Below are 24,664 nucleotides of genomic sequence, written 5' to 3'. Positions count from 1 at the left end.
ACCCGCTGCGCCGAGATCGAGCACCGTGGCCCCGCTGGTCGCCCGGGCCTCCAGATCCGTGTGGGCCTGCGCCGCCTTCTCCAGCGGGTAGCGCCGCCCCACCCGGGGCTCGATCACGCCCTGGGTGAGCGCATCGAAATACGCCGAGGCGCCGGCCAGCAACTCGTGGCGATCGGCGATGTAGTGGAACAGCACCGGACGGGTCAGGAACAGCGACCCCTTCTGCGCCAGCAACCCCGGCTCAATCGCCGGCGGCGCCCCAGAGGCATTCCCGTAGCTGACCATCAGCCCCAGCGGGCGCAGGCAGTCCAGCGACCCCTCAAAGGTGGCCGCCCCCACGGAGTCGTAGACCACGTCCACACCCCGGCCACCGGTGATCGCCTCGACCTTCTCGCGGAAGTCGTCCCGGGTGTAGACAATCGGATGGTGGCAGCCGTGCTCCGCAGCCACCTGCGCCTTCTCCTCATCGCCCACGGTGCCGATCACGGTGGCCCCGAGGGCGTCGGCCCACTGGCAGAGGATCTGCCCCACGCCGCCGGCGGCGGCATGGACCAGCAACGTGTGCCCACGGCGGACCGTGAACGTGCGGTGCAGCAGCAGCCAGGCGGTCAGGCCGCGCAGGGTGGTGCCGCCGGCCACCGCATCGTCGATCTCGTCGGGGACCGGGATCAGCCGTTCCGCCGGCAGGATGCGGGCCTCGGCGTAGGCCCCCGGCGGCGGCGCGGCGTAGGCCACGCGCTCGCCCACCTGCACCTCGCGGACCCCCTCGCCAACCGCCTCGACCACGCCGCTGGCCTCCACGCCGATGCCGTGCGGCAGTCGCGGCAGCGGATACAGCCCGCTGCGGTGGTAGCAGTCGATGAAGTTGACCCCGCAGGCAGTCTGGCGGAGCAGCACCTCGCCGGCGCCCGGGGCGGGCACCTCAACCTCTTCGACCTGCAGCTGCTCGGGGCCACCCGTTTGCTGGATGCGGACGGCGCGGGCCATGGCGTCCTCCTGTTGGCCGGGGCGGGAGCCGCTCAGGCGTCGTCCCCCAACCCTCTGACATAGTCCCGGAAATCCGGGCCGAGCTCCGGGTGCTCGAGCCCGTAGGCCACGGTAGCCTGCAGGTAGCCGAACTTGCTGCCGCAGTCGTAGCGCTCGCCGGCGTACTCGTAAGCGTACACCGGCTCCTCGGCCATCAGCGAGACGATGGCGTCGGTCAGCTGGATCTCGCCGCGGTGATCGGGGCGGGTCCGATCCAGGTGGTGGAAGATGTTGCGCGAGAGGATATAGCGCCCGACCACCGCCAGGTTGGACGGCGCCTCGGCGGGGCTGGGCTTCTCGACCATGGCGCTGACGGCGGTGACACCGTCGCCGACGGTCTCGCCCTCGACGACGCCGTACTTGTCCGTCTCGGCCTGCGGGACGCGCTCGACGCCGAGCACCGAGCCGCCTCGCCAGGCCGCCACTCCGGCCATTTGGGCCAGGGCCGGGGCGTCGTCGCCGGCATTGATCAGATCGTCGGCGAGGATGACGCCGAACGGCTCGCGACGACCGACCGCCGGCCGGGCACAGGCCACGGCGTGGCCGAGCCCCAGGGCTTCGCCCTGGCGGATGTAGATGCAGCTCACCCCCTTAGGCACAGTATCCTTGACCAGCTGGAGGAGCTTCTCCTTGCCCTTGGCCTCGAGCTCCCGCTCAAGCTCTGTGGCGGTGTCAAAGTGATCCTCGATGGCGCGCTTGGTGCGGCCGGTCACAAAGACGAGGTACTCGGCCCCGGCGGCCACCGCCTCCTCCACCGCGTACTGGATCAGCGGCTTGTCGACCACCGGCAGCATCTCCTTGGGACTGGCCTTGGTGGCCGGCAGGAAGCGGGTGCCGAGCCCGGCAACCGGGAAGACAACAGTTCGGATCGGGTAGTTGGCGCTCAAGATTCGACCTCCTGACGTTGTTCGGTCTTTCCCTGTCCGGCGGCCGGCCGGCCCCTGCGCTCCGGCCGGCGGCGCTACCGGATAAGGTACGGGCCGATCTCAGCCAACCCAAGCCCGCGCGTTGCGGAACATGCGCAGCCAGGGGCCGTCCTCGCCCCACTCGGGCGGATGCCAGGAGTACTGCACGCTCCGGAACACCCGCTCGGGGTGCGGCATCAGGATCGTCGCCCGGCCGTCGTCGCTGGTGAAACCGGTCATCCCCCCGGCCGAGCCGTTGGGATTGGCCGGATAGGCATTCGCCGGCCGGCCGTCGCCGTCGATGTAGCGCAGCACCGGCCGGGCCGCCGCCGCGTCGCCGGCGCTGAAGTCCACCCGACCCTCGCCGTGGGCCACCGCCAGCGGGAGGCGCGAGCCGGCCATGCCGCGCAGCAGCACCGAGGGCGAGTCCACCACCTCGACCAGGGCCAGACGCGCCTCGAACTGCTCCGAGCGGTTGCGCACGAAACGCGGCCAGGCCCCGGCGCCGGGGATGAGATCGCGCAGATGGGCGAGCATCTGGCAGCCGTTGCACACGCCCAGGGTGAAGGTATCCGGACGGTGGAAGAAGGCCTGGAAGGCCTCCCGGGCGCCGTCGTGGAAGCGGATGCTCTTGGCCCAGCCGCCCCCTGCACCGAGGACGTCGCCGAAGGAGAAGCCGCCGCAGGCGGCCAACCCGTGGTAGCCGGTCAGGTCGTCGCTGCCGCCGAGGATATCGCTCATGTGGACGTCTACGGCCTCGAACCCGGCGGCATGGAAGGCCGCAGCCATCTCCACGTGGCCATTGACGCCCTGCTCGCGGAGCACCGCCACGCGAGGCCGCGCTCCGGTGGCGATGTACGGGGCCGCCACGTCCTCGGCCGGATCGAAAACCGCCTGCGTAGCGGTCAGGCCGGGATCGTCGCTGTCCGGGATGGCGTCGAAGGCCTCGGCGGCGCACTCGGGGTCGTCGCGCAGGGCCTGCATGCGGTAGCTGGTCTCGGCCCAGATCCGCTGCAGCTCCCGCCGGGGCCGATCCAGCAGCGCGCCCCCCGCGCCGTGGACCACCACTCGATCGTCCGCACGCGGCTGCCCCAGCCGGCGCACCCGGACGCCCTCCGGAGCATCGGCGGCGGCGGATTCCAGGGCATTGGCCTCGGCAGCGGTCAGCTGCAGGACCAGGCCGGGCTCCTCGCTGAAGGCGGCAGACAGGAGCCCGTCCGGGCCCTCGCCGGAAACGGCGTCCAGATCCACCTCGAAACCGCACCGCCCGGCGAAGGCCATCTCGCAGAGGGTGACCAGCAGGCCGCCGTCGGAGCGATCGTGACAGGCCAGGATGCGCCCCTCGGCGAGTAGGTCCTGTACGTGGTCGAAGGCCCAGCGCAGCGCCGCCGGGCTGTCCAGATCCGCCGGGCGTTCGCCGATGCGACGGTAGACCTGCGCCAGGGCGGAGCCGCCGAGACGATGCCGCTCGCCGCTGAGTTCCAGCGCCACCAGAACGGTGTCCGGCTGCGGCTGCAGCTGCGGCGTGACCGCCCGGCGCACGTCGGCAACCGGGGCGAAGGCAGAGACCACCAACGAGACCGGCGCCGTTACCGAGCGCTGCCCGCCGGCTTCCTCCCAGACCGTGCGCATGGACAGCGAATCCTTCCCCACCGGGATGGCCACCCCCAACTCCGGGCAGAGATCCCGACCCACGGCGGCCACCGTGTCATACAGCGCGGCGTCCTCGCCGTCGTGGCCGCAGGCAGCCATCCAGTTGGCGGAGAGGTTCACCGCAGCAAGCCGCCCCACCCCGGCAGTGGCCAGGTTGGTCAGGGCCTCGGCCACGGCCAGCCGACCGGAGGCCGGGGCGTCGAGGATGGCCACCGTGGGCCGCTCGCCCACCGCCATGGCCTCGCCGGCATAGCCGCGATAGTCCGAGACGGTGACCGCGCAATCGGCCACCGGCACCTGCCAAGGGCCGACCATCTGATCCCGCACCACCTGCCCAGTGACGGTCCGATCGCCGATGGTAATGAGGAACTCCTTGGACGCGACGGCGGGCAGCTGCAGCACCCGCTCCAGCGCCTCGACCACGGTCACCCCGCCCAGATCCAGCGGCGCTCCGGCCACAGCCCGGCGGCGGACATCGCGCAACATCTTGGGTGGTTTGCCCAGGAGCAGCTCCATGGGCAGGTCCACCGGCGTGTTGTCGAAGTAGCCGTCGCCGACGACCAGCTCGCGGGCATCGGTGGTCTCACCCACCACGGCGTAGGGGCAGCGCTCGCGGGCGCACAGCGCCTCGAACTCGGCCAGCCGCTCGGGGTCCACAGCCAGGACGTAGCGCTCCTGGGACTCGTTGCACCAGATCTCCAGCGGCGACATGCCCGGGTCGTCGATGGGGATCGTACGCAGCTCGACGCGCCCGCCGCGGTCGGCATCGTCGAGGATCTCGGGGATGGCGTTGGACAGGCCGCCGGCGCCCACGTCGTGGATGGAATGGATCGGATTGCCGTCGCCGCGGGCCGTGCAGGCGTCCAGCACCCCTTGCGCGCGCCGCTGCATCTCGGGGTTGTCGCGCTGCACCGAGGCGAGATCCAACGCCTCGTCGCCGCTGCCGCTGGCCACCGACGAGGCCGCCCCGCCGCCCAGCCCAATGAGCAGGGCCGGTCCGCCCAGCACCACCACCGGCGTCCCCGCAGGCAGATGGCGCTTATGGACGTGATCGTCGCGGATGTTGCCCATGCCGCCGGCGATCATGATCGGTTTGTGGTAGCCACGCACCTGCTCGCCGCCGCCGGCCGCCGGCGCGGCGAGCTCCAGCGTGCGGAAGTAGCCGCTCAGCGCCGGCCGCCCGAACTCGTTGTTGTAGCCGGCTGCCCCCAGGGGGCCATCGAGCATGATCGCCAGCGGCGAGGCGATCCGCCGCGGCCGGGCTTCCGGGCCTTCCCACGGCTGCTGAAAGCCGGGGATGCGCAGATTGGACACCGAAAAGCCGGTCAGCCCCGCCTTGGTGCGACCACCGACGCCGGTGGCCGCCTCGTCACGGATCTCGCCGCCGGCACCGGTGGCGGCACCGGCGAACGGCTCGATCGCGGTCGGGTGGTTGTGGGTCTCGACCTTCATCACCAGGTGAGCCGGCTCAGGGTGTTCGCGGTAGCATCCGTCGGCCCCGGCGTGCAGGCGCCGGGCCTCGAAACCGGCGGCCACGGCGGCATTGTCGCTGTACGCCGAGAGCACGCCACCGGGGCTGGCCTCGTGGCTGCGGCGGATCATGGCGAACAGCGACTGCGGCTGCGCCTCACCGTCGATGACCCAGTCGGCGTTGAAGATCTTGTGCCGGCAGTGCTCCGAGTTCGCCTGGGCGAACATCATCAACTCGACGTCGGTGGGGTTGCGCCCCAGGCCGTCGTAGCTCTCGAGCAAGTAGTCGATCTCGTCCTCGGCCAGCGCCAGACCCAGCTCGGCATCCGCCCGGGTCAGCGCCTCGCGCCCGCCGCCAAGGACGTCGACCTCGGCCACCGGGCGCGGCTGGCTGTCCCGGAACAGCGCCTCGGCCTCCTCCGGGCCGTCGAGCACGGCATCGGTCAGCGGGTCGTGGATCGCCGCAACAACGGCCTGACGCGCAGCCCCGGTCAGGGGGCCGTCGCTGATGATGCGAAACAGTGTGCCACGCTCGATACGCTCGACATCGCTGAGCCCACAGTTGCGGGCGATGTCCGTAGCCTTGCTCGACCACGGCGAGACGGTGCCGGGGCGCGGCACCACCAGAAGCGTGGTTACCTCGCCGTCGGCACCGGCCGGCGCCGGGTAGTCGGCCCCGTAGTCGAGCAGCTGCAGCAGAACCTCGTGCTGCGCTTCGGAAAGGGGCCGTTCAGTGGCCACGAAGTGGCAGTGCATGGCGTCGACGGCGTGCACCGCCGCACAGGCGGTGCGCAGCTCGTCACGCAGCTTGTCGAGGCGGAAGGGGGAGAGGGCGCGTTTTCCGGGAATCTGCAACATGGTCAGTAGAGCTGGCGATCGAGCAGGGTCAGCAGCCGTTCGGCGACCGCTTGTGCGGCCGGCTCGCCGTCCTCGTCGAGGACCCTGGCCACCACCTGCCCGTCCTCACGGGCGATCTGGATACGGAAGCGCTGCGGCGCGGTGTCGATGCGCTCGGCCCCGCCGAACCAGCGCGCGAACAGGCCGGGCTGCTCGATCTCCTCGTCCGCCCGCGGCTCGTAGCGGATCAGGTAGTAGAGCTCGTCGCGCTGGCGCTCGAGCACGGTGAAATCCAGACGATTGAGCGCGGCGCCGGTACCGGTCCAGGCCTGATTGATCCCCATCCCCAAGGCGAGCCGCGGATCGCCGTCGACCTCGGTGAGCCGCGAGGGGATGGTGCGCTCGACGTCCACCGGCAGCTCCTCGTCGGCGTCCGGCTCCGCGGCCGGCGGCTCCGCTGCGGCGGGGTCCGGCTCACCGACCAGATCCGGCGGGATGACCAGGTGGTCGGGGTACTCGGCCTCGTCGCGGGTCAGCGGGTCGGTGGCACAGGCGCCAAGCAGCCCGGCGGCGAGCAGCGCCACCGGGAGCCAGCGCACGCCCCTGGCGGTCGCTCCCCTCACAGCAGACCGGCGTCGATCATCGCCTGCCGGACCCGCGCCTGACCGGCGTCGGTCAAGCGGGTCATGGGCAGCCGCATACCCGAGTCGGCCATGCCGAGCTGCTCCACCGCCCACTTGACCGGCACCGGGTTCGGCTCGCAGAACATCGCCTGGTGCAGCGGCGTCAACCGCTCGTTGATGGCCTCGGCGCTCTCCATGTCGCCACTCAGCGCGGCGGCGCAGAGCTCGCGCATCTGCCGCGGCGCCACGTTGGCGCTCACCGAGATGACCCCCTTGCCGCCGACGCGCATCATGCCCAGCGCGTTGAAGTCGTCACCGGCGAAGACATCCAGCCGATCGCCGCAGAGCCGGATCACCTCCTCGGCGCGCTCGACCGTACCCTGCGCCTCCTTGAGGCCGACCACGTTGGGCAGATCGGCCAGGCGGGCGACGGTCTCGGGGAGCATGTCGCAGCCGGTGCGCCCGGGCACGTTGTAGAGGATCTGCGGGATCGGCACCGCCTCGGCGATGGCCGTGAAGTGCTGGACCAGCCCCTCCTGGGTGGGCTTGTTGTAGTAGGGCACCACCAGCAGCGCCGCGTCACAGCCGGCTTCCATCGCGCTGCGGGTCAGCTCGATGGCCTCCCAGGTCGAGTTGGCGCCGGTGCCACCGATGACCGGGATCCGGCCCGCAGCGGCCTCCACCGTGGCGCGGATGACGTCCCGGTGCTCTTCGTAATCGAGGGTGGCCGACTCGCCGGTGGTGCCGACGGCCACGATGGCGTCGCTGCCCTGCTCGACGTGGAATTCGACGAGCTGCTTGAGCGCCTTCTCGTCCACGGCGTCCCGAATTCCATCCTGCGCCTTCATCGGGGTGACCATCGCCACCATGCTGCCGCGGAACATCACCACCTCCGTCATCGGTCTCGAGTCAGATCGGCAAGGGACTCATGGTACTAAGCGGGGTGCGCGGCGCCAAGCAAGGATGACGCCGGGCGGCGCGCCCCATCCAGGCCAAGTTCCGTGCTAGACTGCCGCCGCACACCCAAGCAGGGCGAGCAGTGCGATGCACAACCTGATGGTCATCACCGCCCTCGGGCACGACCGCCCGGGCATCGTGCGCGAGTTGGCCGGCGCGGTTACCGAAACCGGCTGCAACATCGCCGACAGCCGCATGAGCGTGCTCGGCGGCGAGTTCGCCATGATCCTCATGGTTTCCGGGCGCTGGAACGAGTTGGCCAAGCTCGAGACCAGCCTGCCCCACTCGGCGCGGCGTATGGGCCTGGAGATCCATATCCAGCGCACTGAGCCGGCTAGCACCGGTGAGCAGCTGCTGCCTTACTCGGTGGAGGTCGTCGCCCTCGATCACCCGGGGATCGTCGCCGAGCTCGCCAACTTCTTCGCCACGCGCGAGATCAACATCCGCGACATGAACACCGCCAGCTACGCGGCGGCGCACACGGGCACTCCGATGTTCTCGGTCTACCTGACCGTGGACGTCCCGGCCGGCGTACACATCGCCAGCCTGCGCGACGAGTTCATGGACTTCTGCGACCAGTTCAATCTGGACGCCATCATGGAGCCGGCCAAGTAGCCGTCGCCCCGGAACAAGCAACCCCGGCACGGGGATGAAACCGCCATGAACCAGCCGCTCGCCGAACGCATCTACGTGCTCGACACGTCGGTCCTGGTGCACGACCCGACCGCACTGTTCCACTTCGAGGAGCACGACGTCTGCCTGCCCTCGGCGGTGCTCGAGGAACTCGACGCCGCCAAAGAGGGGCTCTCCGAGGTGGCGCGCAACGCCCGCCAGGTCAGCCGCTTCCTCGACGACCTGCTCGCCGGCCACACCCCCGGCTCTCTGCACGACGGCGTCGCCCTGGGCAGCGGCGCCCCGGGCGAGCCGTCCGGGCGGCTGTTCTTCGAGACCGAGGGCCACGGCCGCGGCGACTCGGCCATCCTCGCCGCCGCCGGACGTTTGCGCGAGGGCCGGGCGCAGACCCCGGTCCTAGTCTCCAAGGACATCAACCTGCGCATCCGCGCCCAGGTGGCCGGCATCGCCGCCGAGGACTACGAGAGCGACCGGGTCATCGACGACGTCGATCTGCTGCCGACGGGCGTCGAGGCCATCCCGGCGGACGTGTGGCAACGGGCCCGCGCCCACGAGCGCGGCTACCGGGTACCGGTGCCCGAGGACACCGTGTGGCGGGTCAACCAGTGCCTCTACGCCGAGGACGGCTTCGAGGGTGTGGTGCGCGGCTTCGAGGACCGGCACGCCGTGCTCGCGCCGGTGGCCGATTTCCGCGAACGCAACGCGGTCTGGGGTGTCCGGGCCCGCAACCGCGAGCAGAACTTTGCCCTGCACCTGCTCATGGACCCGGAGATCGACCTGGTCTCGCTGCTAGGCGCCGCCGGCACCGGCAAAACCCTGCTCACCCTGGCCGCCGGACTGGCGCAGACCATGGACCAGGGCCGCTACCGCGAGGTGATCGCCACCCGGGCCACCGTGGCCATCGGCGAGGAGATCGGCTACCTCCCGGGCACCGAAGAGGAGAAGATGACCCCCTGGATGGGGGCGCTGATGGACAACCTGGAGGTGCTCAGCGCGCCGGACAGCGGGCTTGGCGGCGACTGGGCGCGGGCGGCCACCGCCGACCTGCTCCACTCCCGGGTGCGCATCCGCTCGATGAGCTTCATGCGCGGGCGGACCTTCCTGGAGAAGTTCGTCATCCTCGACGAGGCGCAGAACCTCACCGCCAAACAGATGAAAACCCTGATCACCCGGGCCGGCCCGGGCACCAAGGTGATCTGCCTCGGCAACATCGGCCAGATCGACACCCCCTACCTGACCGAGAGCACCTCGGGGCTGACCTACGTGGTCGACCGCCTCAAGGACTGGCCCCACAGCGGCCACGTGACCCTGCGTCGGGGCGAGCGCTCGCGGCTGGCCGATTACGCCTCGGACGTCCTCTGACCCGCCGCGGCCACGGGGAACCCGCCCGGCTCAGGGCACCAGCTCCTCCTCAACCCCCGCGGACTCTTCATCCGGCGGTTTGCGCCGTCGCACCCAGGCCTTGATGATCGCCTGGATGAAGGTGGCCAGCGGGATGGCGAAGAAGATCCCCCAGAACCCCCAGATCCCGCCAAAGACCAGGATGGAGACGATGATCGCCACCGGGTGGAGGTTGACCACCTCGGAGAAGAGCAGCGGCACCAGCACATTGCCGTCGAGGACCTGAATGATCGTGTAGGCCACCAGGACGTAGACCAACTCCTGACTGACCCCGAAGTGGAAGTAGGCGATCAGCGCCACCGGCACGGTCATCACGAAGGCGCCGATATAAGGGATGATCACCGACAACCCGGTGGCCACCGCCAACAGCATGGCGAACGGCAGACCGAGGACCGAGAACGTGATGTAGGTCACCGCCCAAACGATCACGATCTCGATGAACTTGCCGCGGACGTAGTTGCCGATCTGCTGATCGACGTCGAGCCAGACCTCCGAGGCGAAGGCGCGGTGGCGCGGCATATGGTTGCTGACCCACTGCAGCAATAGCCGCTTGTCCTTGAGCAGGAAGAAGACCAGGAAGGGGACCAGCACGGCATAGATGACCAGGGTGCCGAGGATCATCAGCGACTGCACGGTCACCGAGGCCACCACCCGCTGCCCCAGATCGGTGATCTCGCGCCGGGCGGTATCCAGCATCTCGCGGATCTGAGCCTCGGAGAAGAGCTGCGGGTAGTGTTCGGGCAGCTGCAGGAGCAGCATCTGCCCCTGGGCGAGGATCGCCGGCAACTGATCGACCAGCTGCCCCACCTGGCGGTAGAGCAGCGGGATCAGCGCGAATAGCACCAGGATCAGGAAGGTGGTGAGGAAGAGGATCACGATCACCACCGCCAGCATCCGGGGCACCCCAAAGCGCTCGAACGCCCGCACCACGCCCTCGAGCAGATAGGCGATGACCACGGCGGCGATCACCGGCGCAAGGATGCTGCCAAGCATCAGCAGCGCCCCTAGGCCGACCACCATGAGGATGATGAAGGCAGCGATCTGAGGATCGTTGAATGTGCGGCGCAGCCAGCTACGTATCAGCTCCAAGGGCGCATCTCCTTCGCGGATCGCGCATTGATGATAACGTAGCGGGATCATCCTTGCGCCCGCGGGAACTCGCATCCGCGGCGACCGGTCTCATCATATAACCATGCTCGATCGCCTCCTCCGAACGGCCTCGGCCCTGCTGCTGGCTGCGCTACTGCTCACCGCCCCGGCCCTGCAGCCGGCCCAGGCGGACGGCGTCCAGCTGCCGCAGCTCGGCGTACCCGGCGCCGAAGCCCTGCCCGTGCACAAGGAACGCGAACTCGGCACCGAAATCATGCGCCAGGTCCGGCAGCACCTGCCGCTGCACGAGGACCCGGAGACCAACGAGTACCTGCAGAACCTCGGGCAACGCCTGGCGGCGCACAGCAACGAGCCGGGGTTCGGCTACAGCTTCTTCCTGGTCGAGGACGACCAGATCAACGCCTTCGCCCTGCCCGGCGGGTTCATCGGGCTGCATACCGGGCTGATCCGCGAAACCCGCACCGAGAGCGAACTCGCCGGCGTGCTCGCCCACGAGATCGCCCACGTCACACAGCGCCACATCGCCCGGCAGTACGCCCAGTCGCAGCAGCTCAATCTGCAGACCGCCGCCGCGGTCCTGGCCGCCATTCTGGTCGGCTCGCAGAACCCTCAGGCAGGCAGCGCCGCAGCCATGGCCGGCATCGCCGCCCCCATCCAGCAGCAGCTGAGCCACTCCCGCGCCCACGAGCAGGAGGCCGACCGGGTCGGCCTGCACAATCTGGTCGCGGCGGGTCTCGACCCGCACGGCATGCCCGGATTCTTCGAGCGTCTGGCCGAGGCCTCCCGCTTCGCCGAGGATCCGCCGGAGTATCTCAGCACTCACCCGCTGACCGAGCGGCGCCTCAACGAGGCGCAGCGCCTGGCCGAACGCCTCGAGGGTGGCGCCATCTATGAGAGCGGCCACCACGCCTTCATCCGCGCCCGGCAGCAGGTCTTCACCCACGAGGACCGCAGCACCAGCGCGGTGGCGTTCATGCAGGACCAGCTGCGGCGCAGTGCCGACAACCCGACCGCGCGGGCCGCCGCCCTCTACGGCCTGGCCCTGGCACTCTCCCGCGAGTCGGGCCAGCACGCCCAGGCCCTGGCACTGCTCGACAGCCTCAGCGCCATTGAGGGCGAGCGGCTCTACGTGCTCCTCGGCCGCGCCGAGATCCTGCGCGCCGCCGGCGACACCGAGCAGGCGCTGGCCACCTACCGTGAGGCCCGCTCCCTCTACCCGGGCAGCTGGGCCACCACCTACCGCCTGGCCGAGACCCTGCTGGCGACCGACGACGCCGAACAGGCCCGCCGGGTGCTGGCCCGCGCCGCCCGCGGGTCCGGCGGATCGCCGCAGCTGCTCCGCCTGCTCGCCGACGCCGCCCACGCCTCCGGGCGCGAGGCCGAGGGCTACATCGCCCTGGCCGAGCACTATCGCGCCCGCGGCGAGCAGAACCTGGCCGTGGCTCAACTGAACAACGCCATTCGCCACGCCGGCGAGGATCGCTACCAGCGCGCCCGCGCCGAGGCGCTCAAGGAACGCTGGACGCAGCGCAGCGCGGACTAGCCAGTGGTTCCGCGGACTTAGTAGACTGCCGCGGCACCCTGGGAGCGCGCTAATGGCGTCCGGCGAAGCCTTCGACAGCGACTGGATCCTACGCATGAACGATGCCACGCCCGTCGGCGTGCTTTGGCGCGCGCTGGAGGCCGACGGTGGCACGCCGGGGCCGGCCTGCGCGGCCGCCTTCGGCAGCCTGCGCGCCCAGCTCGACACCACCCTGGCCGGCCTGAACACCGTGCCCGGCGCGGCCAGAACAGGCGACCCCCCCGAAGACGAACACCCCAATTGGCTGGCGCCGTGGCTGCAGACCCTCGCCCGGCTCGGCCCCTGGCAGCACGGCCTCGAGCGCACCCAGGGACTGCAGATCGCCCTGGACCGCTACCTGCACGCCCACGCCCAGTGCGCCCGGATCCTGCTCGAATCGGCCCGCACTGGGCTCGACACCCTGGAGCAGCACCTGCAGACAGCCGCACAGGACCCACAGCAGTCGCTACCGGAGAGCTACCGGGCGCTTTACGAGTGGTGGCTGACCGACAGCGAGGCCTGCTACGAGCAGACCCTGGCCTCACAGCAGTGGGCCTCGGCCTTCGGCCGGCTGACCAACGCCACCACCGAGCTCGTCGGCCGCTACCAAGAGCAGCTCGACACCGGGCTGCGCACCCTGGACCTGCCCAACCGGGATGACTTCCTCGATACCCAGCGCCGCCTGGTCGAGCTCGAGCGCGGCCAGCGCCGCACGGCGCAGGGCGACGAGCTGGCCGCCCTGCGCGAAGAGGTGGCACGCCTGCGCGAAGAGGTGAAGGCCCTGCGGGCCGAACGCACAGCAGGGCGACGGGAGCAGTGATGGCCGAGAACCCACCCGACAGCGGCCTGACCGACTGGCAGCGCCGCCTGATCGAGACCCTCGAGCAGGGGGCCGAGCTACCCGTGGACACCCGGGGCGCAACCCCCTTCACCCTCCACGCCGAACCGGGGCCGGGCATGCACCTGCGCCGCTACGCCCCGGCGCGCAGCACCGGCCAGCGGCCGGTGCTCATCGTCTACTCGCTGGTCAACCGCCCCTTCATCCTCGACCTCACCGAGCGCCGCTCGCTCATCGCCGCCCTGACCCGGGCCGGCCACCCGGTCTACCTCCTCGACTGGGGCTACCCGAAGGGCGCCGACCGCTTCCTGGGCCTGGCGGACTACATCGACGAGTTCCTTACCGCGGCGGCCGCAGAGGTGGCCACCAGCGAGGGCGCCTCCCCCGACCTGCTCGGCGTCTGCCAGGGCGGCGTCTTCGCGCTGTGTCTGGCCGCGCTGCAGCCGCACCGCGTCCACCGGCTGGTGAACCTGGTGACCCCGGTGGACTTCCACACCCCCGGGGACAACCTCAGCCGCATGGCTCAGGAGGTCGACTTCGACCAGGCGACACAAACCCTCGGCAACATCTCGGCGGAGTGGCTCAACGGCGTGTTTGTCGCCCTCAAGCCCTACCGCCTGCTCGCCCAGCGCTACATGGACCTGCCCGAGCTGGCCGGCCACCCGGAGGCCCTCCACGACTTCCTGCGCCTGGAGCGCTGGATGTACGACAGCCCCGACCAGGCGGCCACCGCCTTCGCCGAATTCGGCCGCGAGTGCTACCAGCGCAACGGGCTGCTGCGTGGCACGCTGACCCTTAACGGCCGGCCGGTGCACCTGGGCAACATCGAGCACCCGACCCTCAATGTCTACGCCGAACAGGACCACCTGGTCCCGGCCGATGCCGCGCGCGCCTTGCGGGACCACATCGGCTCAACGGACTACGGCGAACTGGCCTTTCCCGGAGGGCACCTGGGCGTGTTTATCAGCCGCCGAGCCCACGCCGAACTCCTGCCACGGATCGTGGCCTGGCTGGCGGAGTAGACGCCGATGATGCAGCGCCGCATCGAGAATGCTTGCAGCCGACGCCCGGCGTCACCACAATCTCCAGCCCATACCGGGTGCGGTTGAGCCGGGGCTGCGCCCAAAAAAAAACCCCCTCAGAGAGGGGGCAAGGAGTTGGCGACAATTGTCTCCGGGGAGGAGACGCCGCCAGGAGGAGACCGGCTAACAAAACTTTGGCTCCTTCAGGAGCCTCACCGCAGGCCCGCTTGGCGCCTGGCCGCCGGAGTCCGGCGCTCCGGGTGGGCCGCGGCATTGTTGCTACGCAACATGATAGCCCCGTCACATTGGGCTGTCAAATACTGCCCGCCCCTGAGCAATCGCTGATCACCGGGGCGGGCCAAACCGGCTCAGAAGCTGCAGAACTGACCACCGTTGACCGGCACATTGGCGCCGGTGATGTAGCCCGACTCGTCCGCTACCAGGAAGCCGATCACCCGCGCGATCTCACCGGGCTCGGCCATGCGGCCCGCCGGGATCTGCGAAACGATCTGCTCGCGCACGTTATCCGGAATCGCCGCCGTCATGCTCGTCGCCACGTACCCGGGTGAGACGGTGTTCACCGAGACACCCTTACGTGCGTTCTCCTTGGCCAGCGCCATGGTGAAGCCGTGCATGCCGGCCTTGGCCGCGGAGTAGTTCGCCTGACCGAACTGCCCGGTCTGACCGTTCACCGAGGCGACATTGACGATGCGCCCGAAGCCGCGATCCCGCATGCCGTTGAGGAACTGGCGCGTGACGTTGAACACGCTGTCCAGGTTGATGTCGATGACATCCTGCCAGTCCTGGTGCTCCATCTTGTGGCAAAAGGCGTCACGGGTGATGCCGGCGAGATTGACCAGCACCTCCACCTCGCCGTAGGCCTGCTTCATCTGTTCGGCCATGCGCTGGCAGGACTCGTAATCCGCCACGTTGCACTCAACGTAGCCGACCTCGTAGCCCTCCTCGCGCAGCTGCGCCTGCCAATCCTCAACGCGCTCCGCCTTGGCGTCCACGCAGGTGGTGACCACGCGATATCCCTGCGCGGCGAGTTCGCGACAGACAGCGGTGCCGATGCCACCGTTGCCTCCGGTTACCAGGGCCAAACGACCTGCCATATCGGTATTCCTCGCTTTTCTGCATTGGACTTGCACGCAGCGGGCGCACGGCCGGATGCCGCGCTGCACCGCTTTTGTGCATCGCAGCATATGCTGCGCCTAAGAAGCTTATGCTGCGCCGCAGCGAGTGTCAACGCGGGCCGGCAAGCCCGGCCAACGACGGCGCAGGACGGAATCTGGAGGGGTTACGGGAGACCTGCGAAATCACCCGGCACAGCGCACCCTGGAAAGCCGGAAAGCCTTGGCGGGGTCAGTTATTCGCTTTACTGATCCTGGCGGTGGCGACCGGGGCCCCGGTTGGAGGCGGGCGGATCCTCGAACCCGCCGCTGCCTTCCTCGTCACGGCTGCCTTCCTCGTCGCGGCTGCTGTCCATCCCGCTCATCTGGCGCCACAGGGCCAGGTTACGCTCGGCGAACTGGGTCATGATGTTCATGGGGTTATGGTCCATGAACTCGCGGGTACGCTGCTGGAAGACGCGCTGCTGATCCGCCCAGAGCTCCAGGCTCTTCTCCAGATAGCTGGTGAGCATGTTCTGCATGTTGCCGCCGTAGGCCCGGATCAACTGGGCCAGCAGCTGGCTGGAGAAGATCGGCTCGCCCTCCTCCTCCTCCTCGCTGATGATCTGGAGCAGGATGCTGCGGGTAATGTCCTCACGCGTCTTGGCGTCGACGACCTGGAAGTCGACACTCTCGAGCACCAGGCGCTTGACGTCGGCCAGGGTGATATAGCTCGAGATCGCCGTATCGTAGAGGCGGCGGTTGGGGTACTTCTTGATGATCCGGGTATCTGACATTCAGGGCCTCCGGCGCGGGCAACCGAACCCTATGCTGCGGTGCGTAGAGTGTCAAGCGAGTTGCTAACATGGGGGAGAACTTTCACGCGGCGCTGGCCCGACCCCCCAGGCTGGCCCCACCGAACCGCAACCGAGGTTTCTCATGGGCAACGCCGACCGGGTGGCCACACTGGAGCGGCTGGGTGATTCCGAGACCCTGCCCGCCCTGCCCTACGTCGCTCACGACATCCTTGTGGCCACCAGCCACAACGAGGTCAACATCAGTGATGTCGCCGAAACCCTGGCCCGCGAGCCGGGCCTGGCGGCGCGCATCGTGGCCATCGCCAATTACGCCTTCTTCTCCCGGCGCGAGACCGTCTACTCGCTCGAGCAGGCGATCATGCGCATCGGGCTCAACCGGGTACGCGTGCTCGCCACCTCGCTGCTGCTCAACGAACTCTTCCGGACCGCCCAGTGCCCACACTTCCAGCTGCAGCGCTATTGGCACGAGGCCCTGGGCACCGCCTTCTGTGCCGCCCGCCTCGCCCCCGATGCCGCGCCGCGCGAGAGCCGCGACGCCGCCTATCTGGGCGGCGTCCTGCACAGCATCGGCCTGCTCCTGCTGGTCCACATCTTCCCGCAGACCATGGATGAGATCCTCGCCGAACATGAGGCGGACCCGGAGCGCTCGCTGGCCGGACTGACCTACCAGGCGCTCGGCTGCGACTACGGCGAGGCCGGCGCACTGCTGTTGCGCGAGTGGTCGATCCCCGAGCCGATCGCCGTCGCCACCGAGAACGCCCACCGCGACCGCTACGAGGGCCCCCACGCGGACCTGGTGGCCACCATCCGGTTCGCCAACGAGTGGCTGCAACGGGGCTTCGATCCGGAGCAGTGCGCCGACGCCCCGCCCATCCCGCAGCGCAAACTCGAACGCGTGAGCACCGCCTGCCGCGAGGAGTACGAGGCCCTGGCAGCCTTCGCGCAGCTGCTCAGCGGCGACGACTGACCGCCGCCGCGGGCCCTCCGCCTTCGGCCAGTGACAGGAAGCCGGCGGCCTTGTCCTCCGTCTCCTGCAGCTCGGCCTCGGCGGTGGAGTCCGCTACCACGCCCCCGCCGGCCCAGTAGGTCATGGTCCCGCCGCGACAGGTGGCGGTCCGAATGGCGATGCTGGTGTCCATGCGCCCGTCCAGCCCCAGGTAGCCGATGGCCCCACAGTAAACACCGCGCGGCCCCGGCTCGAGCTCGGCGATGATCTCCATGGCCCGGCGCTTCGGCGCACCGGTGATGGAACCGCCGGGCAGGCAGTCACGCAGTAGATCGGTGGCACACCGCCCCGGCGCCAGGCGTCCGGTCACGGTGCTGACCAGATGGTGCACGCTGGCAAAGCGTTCCGCCCGGCACAGCGAGGGCACCCGCACGCTGCCCACCGCGCACCCCTTGCCCAGGTCGTTGCGCAGCAGGTCCACGATCATCACGTTCTCGGCCCGGTCCTTGGCACTGCCCAACAGATCACGCCGGGCCGCCGCATCCTCAGCCGGATCGGCCGCCCGCGGCCGGGTGCCCTTGATCGGCTCCGTGGTCACTCCCCCATCGCCATCGAGATGCAGGAAACGCTCCGGCGACAGGCTGAGCACATCGCCCCCGGGGAAGCGCAGCCACGCCGCGAACGGTGCCGACGAAGCGGCGCGCAGGGCGAGGTAGGCGGCCCGCGGATCGCCCCGGTAGGGCACCGAGAAGCGGCGGGCCAGATTCACCTGATAACAGTCGCCGGCGTGCAAATACGCCTGCACCCGCCGGAAGGCGGCGGCGTACCCGTCGGCCTCCGGTTCGCGCCGGAGCGCTCCGGCCGTGGACCACGGCTGCACGCTGCCACCCGCCTCCCGGCGCCGCGCCATATCGGCCAACCAGTCCTCATCGAGGCGCCGCCCCACCGCCATGCTGCAGCCGTGATGATGGTCGGTGATCACCGCCTGCTCGTAGATTCCCACCGCCATCTCGGGCATGCCGGGATCCGGTCCCCCCACCCCCATCAGCCGCCGCCCCAGATCGTAGCCGAAATACCCCACTGCACCGCCAGTGAACGGCCAGCGGCCATCGACCGGCAGCGGCCCGAGAGCATCGAGCTCGGCGGCCAGGTGCGCCAGCGGATCGCCGCCGCGGCGCTCCACTCGCCCGCCGCGGCGGATGGTGGTCTGCCCGCCGGCGGCGACCAGGGTAACCGTCGGCCGGGCGACGAGGATGTCGTAGCGCGCTCCGGCGCAGCCACCGTGGCCCGAATCGAGCCACGCCGACCACGCCTCGCTGCCAAGCGCGCGCATGGCCGCGGGTCCATCAGCGATATACGGCAGGGTTCGGATTCGCAGGGGTGCAGACACAGTGATGGTGCTCCGGACAGATCAGATCGTTTAACCTCACAACGACAAAAAAAACCTACGGTCGACGGAGGAGAACCATGAGCGATCAAGGCGCCGCCGCATTCTACGATGCCCGCCCCTGGGAGCGCTGCTACGGCACCCGTCACGGCACCGACCCGACGCTGCAGGAACTGACCACGGTGGCGGACATCGCCCGGCGGCGGGCCGAGCAAACCCCGCGGCTGCCTGCCTACACCGCCTGCCTGGAGAACGGCCTGCATGCCAGCCTGGATTTCGCCACCGTCGACCGCCTGGCCGACTGCTTCGCCGCCTGGCTGATCGCCGAAGCCGGGATCCGCCCCGGCGACCGGGTGGCGCTCCAGATGCCCAACTCCCTCCCCTACCCGATCGCCGTCTTCGGCACTCTGCGCGCCGGCGCGGTGCTGGTGAACATCAACCCGCTCTTCACCCCGCGGGAGATGCAGCACCAGCTGAGCGACAGCGGCGCACGCGTGCTGGTCATCGTCGATCTCTTCGCCGACAAGCTCTCCGGCGCCCTGACCGGAACCGCGGTCGAGGAAGTGGTGCTGACCGGCATCGCCGACCTCTTCCCCTGGCTCAAACGCGGACTGGTCCACGGCGTGCTGCGGGCCAAGCGCGAGATCCCGGCAGCACCGCCGAACGCCCGCCGGCTCGGGGCGGTCCTGAGCCGCGGCGAACACCTGGGCCCGCAGCCCTGGCCCGAGCGCGGCGCCGACGACCTCGCCCTGCTGCAGTACACCGGCGGCACCACCGGGCTACCCAAGGGCGCAGAGCTGCGCAACCGCAACATCCTCGCCAACCTCGGCCAGATCAGCGCCATGGCCGGCGACGCCATCCGCCCGGGGCAGGACGTGGTCCTGACCGCACTGCCGCTCTACCACATCTTTGCCTTCACCTTTAATCTGCTGACCTTCCACCACTACGGCTGCCGAAACATCCTCTGCCCCTCGCCGCGACCGGTGGACAAGCTGCGCAAGGCCTTCGAACAGTTCCCGGTCAGCAAGTTCTCGGCGGTCAACCTGCTCTTCCACGGCCTGCTGCAGGCGGAGTGGTTCCGCAACAACCCGCCAAGGCACCTGGATTTCGCCATCGCCGGCGGCACCGCCCTGCACCGCAGCACCGCCGAACAGTGGCGGTCGCTCCTTGGCCACACCCCACTCGAAGGCTACGGACTGACCGAGACCAGCCCGGTCCTGGCGGTGAACCCGCCCCACGGCGAGAACCGCCTGGGCAGTGTCGGGGTTCCACTGCCCGGCACGGATGTGCGCATCGTCGACGACAACGACCAGCCCGTCCCCCAGGGCCAGACCGGCGAGATCGTCGGCCGCGGCCCGCAGGTGTTCGAAGGCTACTGGCAACGCCCCGAGGAGAACCGCCTGGCACTGCGCGGAGGATGGTTCCACACCGGTGACATCGGCTACATGGACAGCGACGGCTACATCCACATCGTCGACCGCAAGAAGGACATGATCGACGTCTCCGGCTTCAACGTGTACCCCAATGAGGTCGAGGAGGCCCTCGCCGAGCACCCGGCCGTGGCCGAGGTCGCCGTAGTCGGCGCGCCGCGGGGCGAGGCGGGCGAAACGGTGGTCGCATTCGTGGTCACGCCCGGCGACGAGGAACTCACCGAGCCGGAGCTGATCGACTTCGCCCGGCAGCAGCTGACCAACTACAAGGTACCCCGGCGGGTGATCTTCCGCGACGCCCTACCCAAATCCGCCGTGGGTAAGCTACTGCGCCGCGACTTGCGCGAGGACGCCCGGGCCGTGATCGAGCCGGCCGCGGCGTAAGCGGCTCCTCGGAGCCAACCCGGCGGGCGTGGTATCCTGACGCGCTCGAGCGACCTCCCGACGAGCAAGCCTGTAGAGGATCCATGGCTGGACACAGCAAGTGGGCCAACATCAAGCGCCACAAGTGGGCGCAGGACGCCAAACGGTCCAAGATCTTCACCAAGCACATCCGCGAGATCACCGTCGCGGCGCGCCTTGGCGGGCCCGACCCGGAGATGAACGCGCGGCTGCGGCTGGCCCTGGACCGCGCCTTCGCGGTGAACCTGCCCAAGGACCGCGCCGACGCCGCCATCAAGAAGGGCGCCGGCCTGGAGGAGGCGGAGGCCTACGAGGAGATCCGCTACGAGGGCTACGGCCCCGGCGGCTCGGCGATCATGGTCGACTGCATGACCGACAACCGCAACCGCACCGTCTCCGAGGTTCGCCACGCCTTCAGCAAGCACGGCGGCAAGATGGGCACCGACAACTCGGTCGCCTATCTCTTTCAGGAGCGCGGTGTGCTGATCTTCGCCCCGGGCACGGACAGCGACCAAGTGCTCGAAGTCGCCCTGGAGGCCGGCGCCGATGACCTGGTAGAGAACGACGACGGCTCGCTGGAGGTGCTCACGACCCCGGAGGCCTACCGGGGCGTGCGCGATGCGCTGATCCAAGCCGGGCTGGAGCCGGCCCAGGCGGACGTGACCCAGCGCCCGGACCTGACCGTACAGGTCGAGGGCGAGAACGCCCGCAGCACCGCCAAGCTGATCGAGCGCCTGGAGGATCTGGACGACGTGCAGCACGTCTACACCAACGCCGACCTGCCGGCGGAGGCCTACGAAGAAGGCTAGGCGATGACCCGCATCCTCGGCATCGACCCCGGCTCGCGGGTCACCGGCTACGGGATCGTCGACGACGGCCGGCCCTGTCGCCTGGTGGCTGAGGGGACGCTGCGCCTGCCCCGGCAGTCTGGACTGGCCGACCGACTGGGCCGCATCTTCGACGGCCTGGCCGGGCTGATCGCCGAGCACCACCCCGACGAGGTCGCCCTCGAGCAGGTCTTCGTCCACCGCAACGCCGACACCGCGCTCAAGCTCGGGCACGCCCGCGGCGCCGCGCTGACCGCCTGCGTCCACGCCGGACTGCCGGTGGCCGAGTACGCGCCGGCGCGGATCAAGCAGGCCGTCGCAGGCAGCGGCCGCGCCGACAAGGGCCAGGTGGGCTACATGGTCCGGGCGCTGCTGCGTCTGCGCACCAACCCGGCCGAGGACGCCGCCGACGCTCTGGCCGCCGCCCTCTGCCACGCCCATCACCGCAGCGCGCCGCTGGCGCAGGCCGCCTCCGGAGCCCCGCGATGATCGCCCGACTGCGCGGTACCCTGCTCGAGAAGCGCCCCCCCACCCTGGTGGTCGAGGTCAACGGGCTCGGCTACGAGGTCGAGGCACCGCTGTCCACCATCGAGGCCCTCCCCGAGACCGGCCAGGAGGTCATTCTGCATACCCACCTCAGCGTCCGCGAGGACGGGCAGACCCTGTTTGGCTTCCGCGCGCGCGCCGAGCGCGACCTGTTCCGGCGGCTGATCCGGGTCTCCGGGGTGGGGCCCAAGCTGGGCCTGGCCCTGCTCTCCGGTGTCGACGGCGAGGAGCTGGTCCGCTGCGTCCGCGACGACGACCCCAAACGGCTGACTCAGGTACCGGGAATCGGCCGCAAGACCGCCGAGCGACTCATCGTCGAACTGCGCGACCGACTCGAAGGCATCGCCTCCGGCGGCGCCGGCACCGCCACGCAGCAGGCCGACCAGCCCGCAGGCGGGGATGACCCGGTGGGCGAGGCCGTTGAGGGCCTCGTCGCTCTGGGCTACAAACCGCCCGAAGCCTCGCGCATGGCCCGCGGCGCGGCCGAGCCGGGCCTTGGCTGTGAAGCGATCATCCGGCGTGCGCTTCAGCGCGCCGTGCCGCGAGGGGGGTGATCATGAGCGACGAACACGGACCGCCCGAGCGCATCATCGACGCTGCCGGCAACGGCGAAGAGGCGGCGCTGGAGCGCGCCCTGCGCCCGGTGAGCCTGGACGAGTACGTCGGCCAGGCCGGGGTGCGCGAACAGCTGGAGATCTTCATTCACGCCGCCCGGGGGCGCAACGAACCGCTGGACCACACCCTGCTCTTCGGCCCGCCGGGGCTGGGCAAGACCACGCTGGCCAACATCATCGCCACCGAGATGGGCGCCAACCTCCGCCAGAGTTCCGGACCGGTCCTCGACCGCCCCGGTGACCTGGCGGCCATCCTGACCAACCTCGAGCCCGGCGACGTCCTGTTCATCGACGAGATCCACCGGCTCTCCTCGGTGGTCGAGGAGGTGCTCTACCCGGCCATGGAGGATTTCCGGATCGACATCGTCATCGGCGAGGGGCCGGCAGCGCGCTCGATCAAGCTCGACCTGCCGCCATTCACCCTGGTCGGGGCCACCACACGGGCCGGCCTGCTGACCTCGCCGCTGCGCGACCGCTTCGGCATCGTGCAGCGCCTCGCCTATTACCCGGTGGACGAGCTGACGCGCATCGTCGAGCGCTCGGCCGGCCGACTGGGGGTCAGCGCCGAGGCGCACGGCGCCGCTGAGATCGCCCGCCGAGCCCGCGGCACGCCCCGGGTGGCCAACCGCCTGCTGCGCCGGGTGCGCGACTTCGCCGAGGTGCGGGCCGACGGGCGGATTACGCAGCAGGTCGCCGCGGACGCCATGGAGCTGCTCGACGTCGATCGCAACGGCCTCGACGAACAAGACCGGCGCCTGCTCGAGGCGGTGGTCCACAAGTTCGGCGGGGGCCCGGTCGGGCTGGACAACCTCGCCACCGCCATCGGCGAGGAGCGCGGCACCCTGGAGGACGTGGTCGAGCCGTACCTGATCCAGGAGGGCTACCTGATGCGCACCCCGCGCGGCCGGGTGGCTACCGAGCACGCTTACACCCTGCTCGGTGTGCCCGGGCAACCAACCCGCTCCGGCGACCTGTTCGGGTAACTCGCCGGGAGCGCGGACCGGGCGACGACGCCCCGGCACTTGTCATTCCAGTGGAACTTGTTTCTGTAACTAGCTGTCGTTAAATTCGATCCTCCGGCCCTGCCAGCGCGAACGACAACCATGACCGCCGACGTCTCTGTCATCCGTCTCATCCTCGACGCCAGCCTGCTGGTGCAGGCCGTGATGCTGTCGCTGATCCTCGCCTCGATCACCTCGTGGGCGCTGATCCTCTACAAGCGCCTGATCCTCAAGCGCGCCGAGCAGACCGCCATCCGCTTCGAAGAGGAGTTCTGGGCCGGCGGCAACCTGGCCGAGATCTACCGCCGGCTCAGCGACGAGGGCCCCGGCGAGCACGCCGGCATGGAGCGTATCTTCCGCGCCGGCTTTCAGGAGTTCTCGCGCATGCGCAAGCAGAGCGGAGCCCCGCCGGCGGCAGTGGTCGAGGCCGCCCATCGCGCCATGCGCGTATCGGTCAGCCGCGAACTGGACAACGCCGAGCGCCACCTGCAGTTCCTGGCCACGGTGGGCTCGGTCAGCCCGTACGTGGGGCTGTTCGGGACCGTGTGGGGCATCATGAACTCGTTCCGCGCCCTGGCCGGGCAACAGCAGGCGACCCTGGCCACCGTGGCGCCGGGCATCGCCGAGGCCCTGATCGCCACCGCCCTGGGGCTGTTCGCGGCCATTCCGGCGGTCATCGCCTATAACCATTACGCCAACCGCGCCGAGCGGCTCGCCAACCGCTACGAGACCTTCGTCGAGGAGTTCACCAGCATCCTCGAGCGGCATACGCATGCGGCCGGCGCGGCGCCGGCCAGGTAGGAGGGCACGCCTTGGCACGGGTGACACCGACCGGGACACGCCGCAGCCGTCGGCGGCCAATGTCGGAGATCAACGTCGTCCCGTACATCGACGTCATGCTAGTGCTGCTGGTGATCTTCATGGTCACCGCACCGCTGCTCTACCACGGCGTCGACCTGGATCTGCCGCAGGTGAGCAGCTCGCCGCTGGACGAGGACGAAGCGGAGCCACTGATCGTCAGTGTCGACGCCGAAGGCCGGGTCTACCTCAACCTTGCCGACGACCCTGAGGAGCCCCTCTCCCGGGGAGAGCTCCTGGAGCAGGTCGGCGGGATCATGAGCGACGATCCGGAGCGACGCGTGCTACTGCGCGGCGACCAGCAAGTGGCCTACGGCGAGGTCGTGGCCCTGATGGCCGAACTCCAGGCAGCCGGGGTGCCGAGTGTGGGACTGATGAGTCAGCCACCGGACAACGGCCCGGCCCCCGACGCGGGATGAGGCCCTGCCCATGCGCTGGCTGAAAGTGCCAACCCCCAGACTGCCGCGCCGGCTGGCGAGCAGCCCGTCGCGTTTTGTGATCTACTCCACCCTGGGGCATGTGGCGGTATTCACGGTGGTGGGTGCGAACTTCGCAACCTGCACCCGCACCCCCGAAGCCCCCTCGTTCGACGGCCCGGTCATCGAGGCCACCGCGGTGGATAGCGCCGCCGTGGAGGCGGAGATGGAGCGGCGTCAGGAACCGGAGCCCGAACCGGAGCCGGAACCC

The 24,664-nt window shown here is 69.8% G+C and carries 22 protein-coding genes and 1 pseudogene; 14 read left to right on the top strand and 9 right to left on the bottom strand.

Features of this window, described 5'->3' with window-relative positions; all coding sequences use genetic code 11:
- The 5 genes from LRG07_RS11590 to dapA form a co-directional block, all read right to left on the bottom strand.
- Positions 1-987, bottom strand: a 987-nt coding sequence (locus LRG07_RS11590; RefSeq protein ID WP_238635084.1) for a quinone oxidoreductase, incomplete at its 3' end; no start/stop codon positions are given.
- A gap of 32 nt (positions 988-1,019) precedes the next feature.
- A complete protein-coding gene (gene galU / locus LRG07_RS11585) occupies positions 1,020-1,913 on the bottom strand; it encodes a UTP--glucose-1-phosphate uridylyltransferase GalU (RefSeq protein ID WP_201172918.1) in 894 nt (297 codons plus the stop codon).
- Positions 1,914-2,012: 99 nt separating this feature from the next.
- Positions 2,013-5,912, bottom strand: coding sequence for a phosphoribosylformylglycinamidine synthase (purL, locus tag LRG07_RS11580; RefSeq protein ID WP_238642463.1), 3,900 nt, complete (start codon positions 5,910-5,912; stop codon positions 2,013-2,015).
- Between the two features lie 2 nt (positions 5,913-5,914).
- Positions 5,915-6,490, bottom strand: coding sequence for an outer membrane protein assembly factor BamC (gene bamC / locus LRG07_RS11575; protein ID WP_201172920.1), 576 nt, complete (start codon positions 6,488-6,490; stop codon positions 5,915-5,917).
- 20 nt (positions 6,491-6,510) lie between these two features.
- Complete coding sequence (gene dapA / locus LRG07_RS11570) at positions 6,511-7,398, bottom strand: 4-hydroxy-tetrahydrodipicolinate synthase (protein ID WP_201172922.1); 888 nt, start codon at positions 7,396-7,398, stop codon at positions 6,511-6,513.
- Positions 7,399-7,558: 160 nt separating this feature from the next.
- Between dapA and LRG07_RS11565 the strand changes: the two genes are divergently transcribed.
- Both LRG07_RS11565 and LRG07_RS11560 read left to right on the top strand, forming a co-directional pair.
- Positions 7,559-8,086 (top strand): glycine cleavage system protein R, encoded by a 528-nt coding sequence (locus LRG07_RS11565; RefSeq protein WP_201172925.1) that lies wholly within the window; start codon positions 7,559-7,561, stop codon positions 8,084-8,086.
- A 45-nt stretch (positions 8,087-8,131) separates the two neighbouring features.
- Positions 8,132-9,466, top strand: coding sequence for a PhoH family protein (locus LRG07_RS11560; protein ID WP_201172927.1), 1,335 nt, complete (start codon positions 8,132-8,134; stop codon positions 9,464-9,466).
- 30 nt (positions 9,467-9,496) lie between these two features.
- On the opposite strand, the gene LRG07_RS11555 is transcribed toward LRG07_RS11560, so the two are convergent.
- Positions 9,497-10,594 (bottom strand): AI-2E family transporter, encoded by a 1,098-nt coding sequence (locus LRG07_RS11555; RefSeq protein WP_201172930.1) that lies wholly within the window; start codon positions 10,592-10,594, stop codon positions 9,497-9,499.
- 103 nt (positions 10,595-10,697) lie between these two features.
- Here LRG07_RS11555 and LRG07_RS11550 point away from each other — a divergent pair, with 103 nt between their 5' ends.
- The 3 genes from LRG07_RS11550 to LRG07_RS11540 are packed head-to-tail and all read left to right on the top strand — an operon-like array spanning position 10,698 to position 14,036.
- Entirely contained in the window at positions 10,698-12,158 is a 1,461-nt protein-coding gene (locus LRG07_RS11550) for a M48 family metalloprotease (RefSeq protein ID WP_201172936.1), read from the top strand.
- A gap of 52 nt (positions 12,159-12,210) precedes the next feature.
- On the top strand, positions 12,211-12,996 hold the full coding sequence (locus LRG07_RS11545) for a poly(R)-hydroxyalkanoic acid synthase subunit PhaE (RefSeq protein ID WP_201172939.1): 786 nt from the start codon (positions 12,211-12,213) through the stop codon (positions 12,994-12,996).
- Positions 12,996-14,036 carry an alpha/beta fold hydrolase gene (locus LRG07_RS11540; RefSeq protein WP_238642462.1) on the top strand — a complete coding sequence of 347 codons (1,041 nt, stop codon included), beginning with the start codon at positions 12,996-12,998 and terminating at the stop codon, positions 14,034-14,036. The genes LRG07_RS11545 and LRG07_RS11540 overlap by 1 nt, the downstream gene beginning before the upstream one ends.
- Before the next feature lie 368 nt (positions 14,037-14,404).
- Here LRG07_RS11540 and phbB read toward each other — a convergent pair whose 3' ends face one another.
- Together phbB and phaR are read right to left on the bottom strand one after the other, a co-directional pair.
- Positions 14,405-15,151 carry an acetoacetyl-CoA reductase gene (gene phbB / locus LRG07_RS11535; protein WP_201172951.1) on the bottom strand — a complete coding sequence of 249 codons (747 nt, stop codon included), beginning with the start codon at positions 15,149-15,151 and terminating at the stop codon, positions 14,405-14,407.
- A gap of 263 nt (positions 15,152-15,414) precedes the next feature.
- Positions 15,415-15,945 carry a polyhydroxyalkanoate synthesis repressor PhaR gene (gene phaR, locus LRG07_RS11530; protein ID WP_201172965.1) on the bottom strand — a complete coding sequence of 177 codons (531 nt, stop codon included), beginning with the start codon at positions 15,943-15,945 and terminating at the stop codon, positions 15,415-15,417.
- Between the two features lie 142 nt (positions 15,946-16,087).
- Between phaR and LRG07_RS11525 the strand changes: the two genes are divergently transcribed.
- On the top strand, positions 16,088-16,933 hold the full coding sequence (locus tag LRG07_RS11525; protein WP_201172968.1) for an HDOD domain-containing protein: 846 nt from the start codon (positions 16,088-16,090) through the stop codon (positions 16,931-16,933).
- Here the strand turns inward: LRG07_RS11525 and pabB are convergent.
- The gene (gene pabB, locus LRG07_RS11520; protein WP_238636709.1) at positions 16,917-18,245 is read right to left on the bottom strand and encodes an aminodeoxychorismate synthase component I; all 1,329 of its coding nucleotides are present in this window, start codon (positions 18,243-18,245) and stop codon (positions 16,917-16,919) included. The two genes, LRG07_RS11525 and pabB, sit on opposite strands and share 17 nt — an antisense overlap.
- 134 nt (positions 18,246-18,379) lie before the next feature.
- Between pabB and LRG07_RS11515 the strand changes: the two genes are divergently transcribed.
- From LRG07_RS11515 to LRG07_RS11480, 8 genes and pseudogenes are all read left to right on the top strand, one after another.
- A complete protein-coding gene (locus LRG07_RS11515) occupies positions 18,380-20,113 on the top strand; it encodes an AMP-binding protein (protein ID WP_201172974.1) in 1,734 nt (577 codons plus the stop codon).
- Between the two features lie 83 nt (positions 20,114-20,196).
- Positions 20,197-20,940, top strand: coding sequence for a YebC/PmpR family DNA-binding transcriptional regulator (locus tag LRG07_RS11510; protein WP_238634040.1), 744 nt, complete (start codon positions 20,197-20,199; stop codon positions 20,938-20,940).
- A gap of 3 nt (positions 20,941-20,943) precedes the next feature.
- A complete protein-coding gene (gene ruvC, locus LRG07_RS11505; RefSeq protein ID WP_238642461.1) occupies positions 20,944-21,447 on the top strand; it encodes a crossover junction endodeoxyribonuclease RuvC in 504 nt (167 codons plus the stop codon).
- The gene (ruvA, locus tag LRG07_RS11500) at positions 21,444-22,058 is read left to right on the top strand and encodes a Holliday junction branch migration protein RuvA (RefSeq protein ID WP_201243146.1); all 615 of its coding nucleotides are present in this window, start codon (positions 21,444-21,446) and stop codon (positions 22,056-22,058) included. The genes ruvC and ruvA overlap by 4 nt, the downstream gene beginning before the upstream one ends.
- Positions 22,059-22,060: 2 nt before the next feature.
- Entirely contained in the window at positions 22,061-23,101 is a 1,041-nt protein-coding gene (ruvB, locus tag LRG07_RS11495; RefSeq protein WP_201172985.1) for a Holliday junction branch migration DNA helicase RuvB, read from the top strand.
- Positions 23,102-23,221: 120 nt separating this feature from the next.
- Positions 23,222-23,920, top strand: coding sequence for a protein TolQ (tolQ, locus tag LRG07_RS11490; RefSeq protein ID WP_201172987.1), 699 nt, complete (start codon positions 23,222-23,224; stop codon positions 23,918-23,920).
- A 59-nt stretch (positions 23,921-23,979) separates the two neighbouring features.
- On the top strand, positions 23,980-24,396 hold the full coding sequence (gene tolR, locus LRG07_RS11485) for a protein TolR (protein ID WP_201172989.1): 417 nt from the start codon (positions 23,980-23,982) through the stop codon (positions 24,394-24,396).
- Between the two features lie 10 nt (positions 24,397-24,406).
- Positions 24,407-24,664: pseudogene (locus LRG07_RS11480) on the top strand (TonB C-terminal domain-containing protein); the annotation flags it as partial.

Source organism: Halorhodospira sp. 9622 (genome assembly GCF_022228025.1).
GTDB lineage: Bacteria > Pseudomonadota > Gammaproteobacteria > Nitrococcales > Halorhodospiraceae > Halorhodospira > Halorhodospira halophila_A.
Note: the sequence above shows the minus strand (reverse complement) of the source record. Positions and strands in the feature narration are given on the sequence as shown.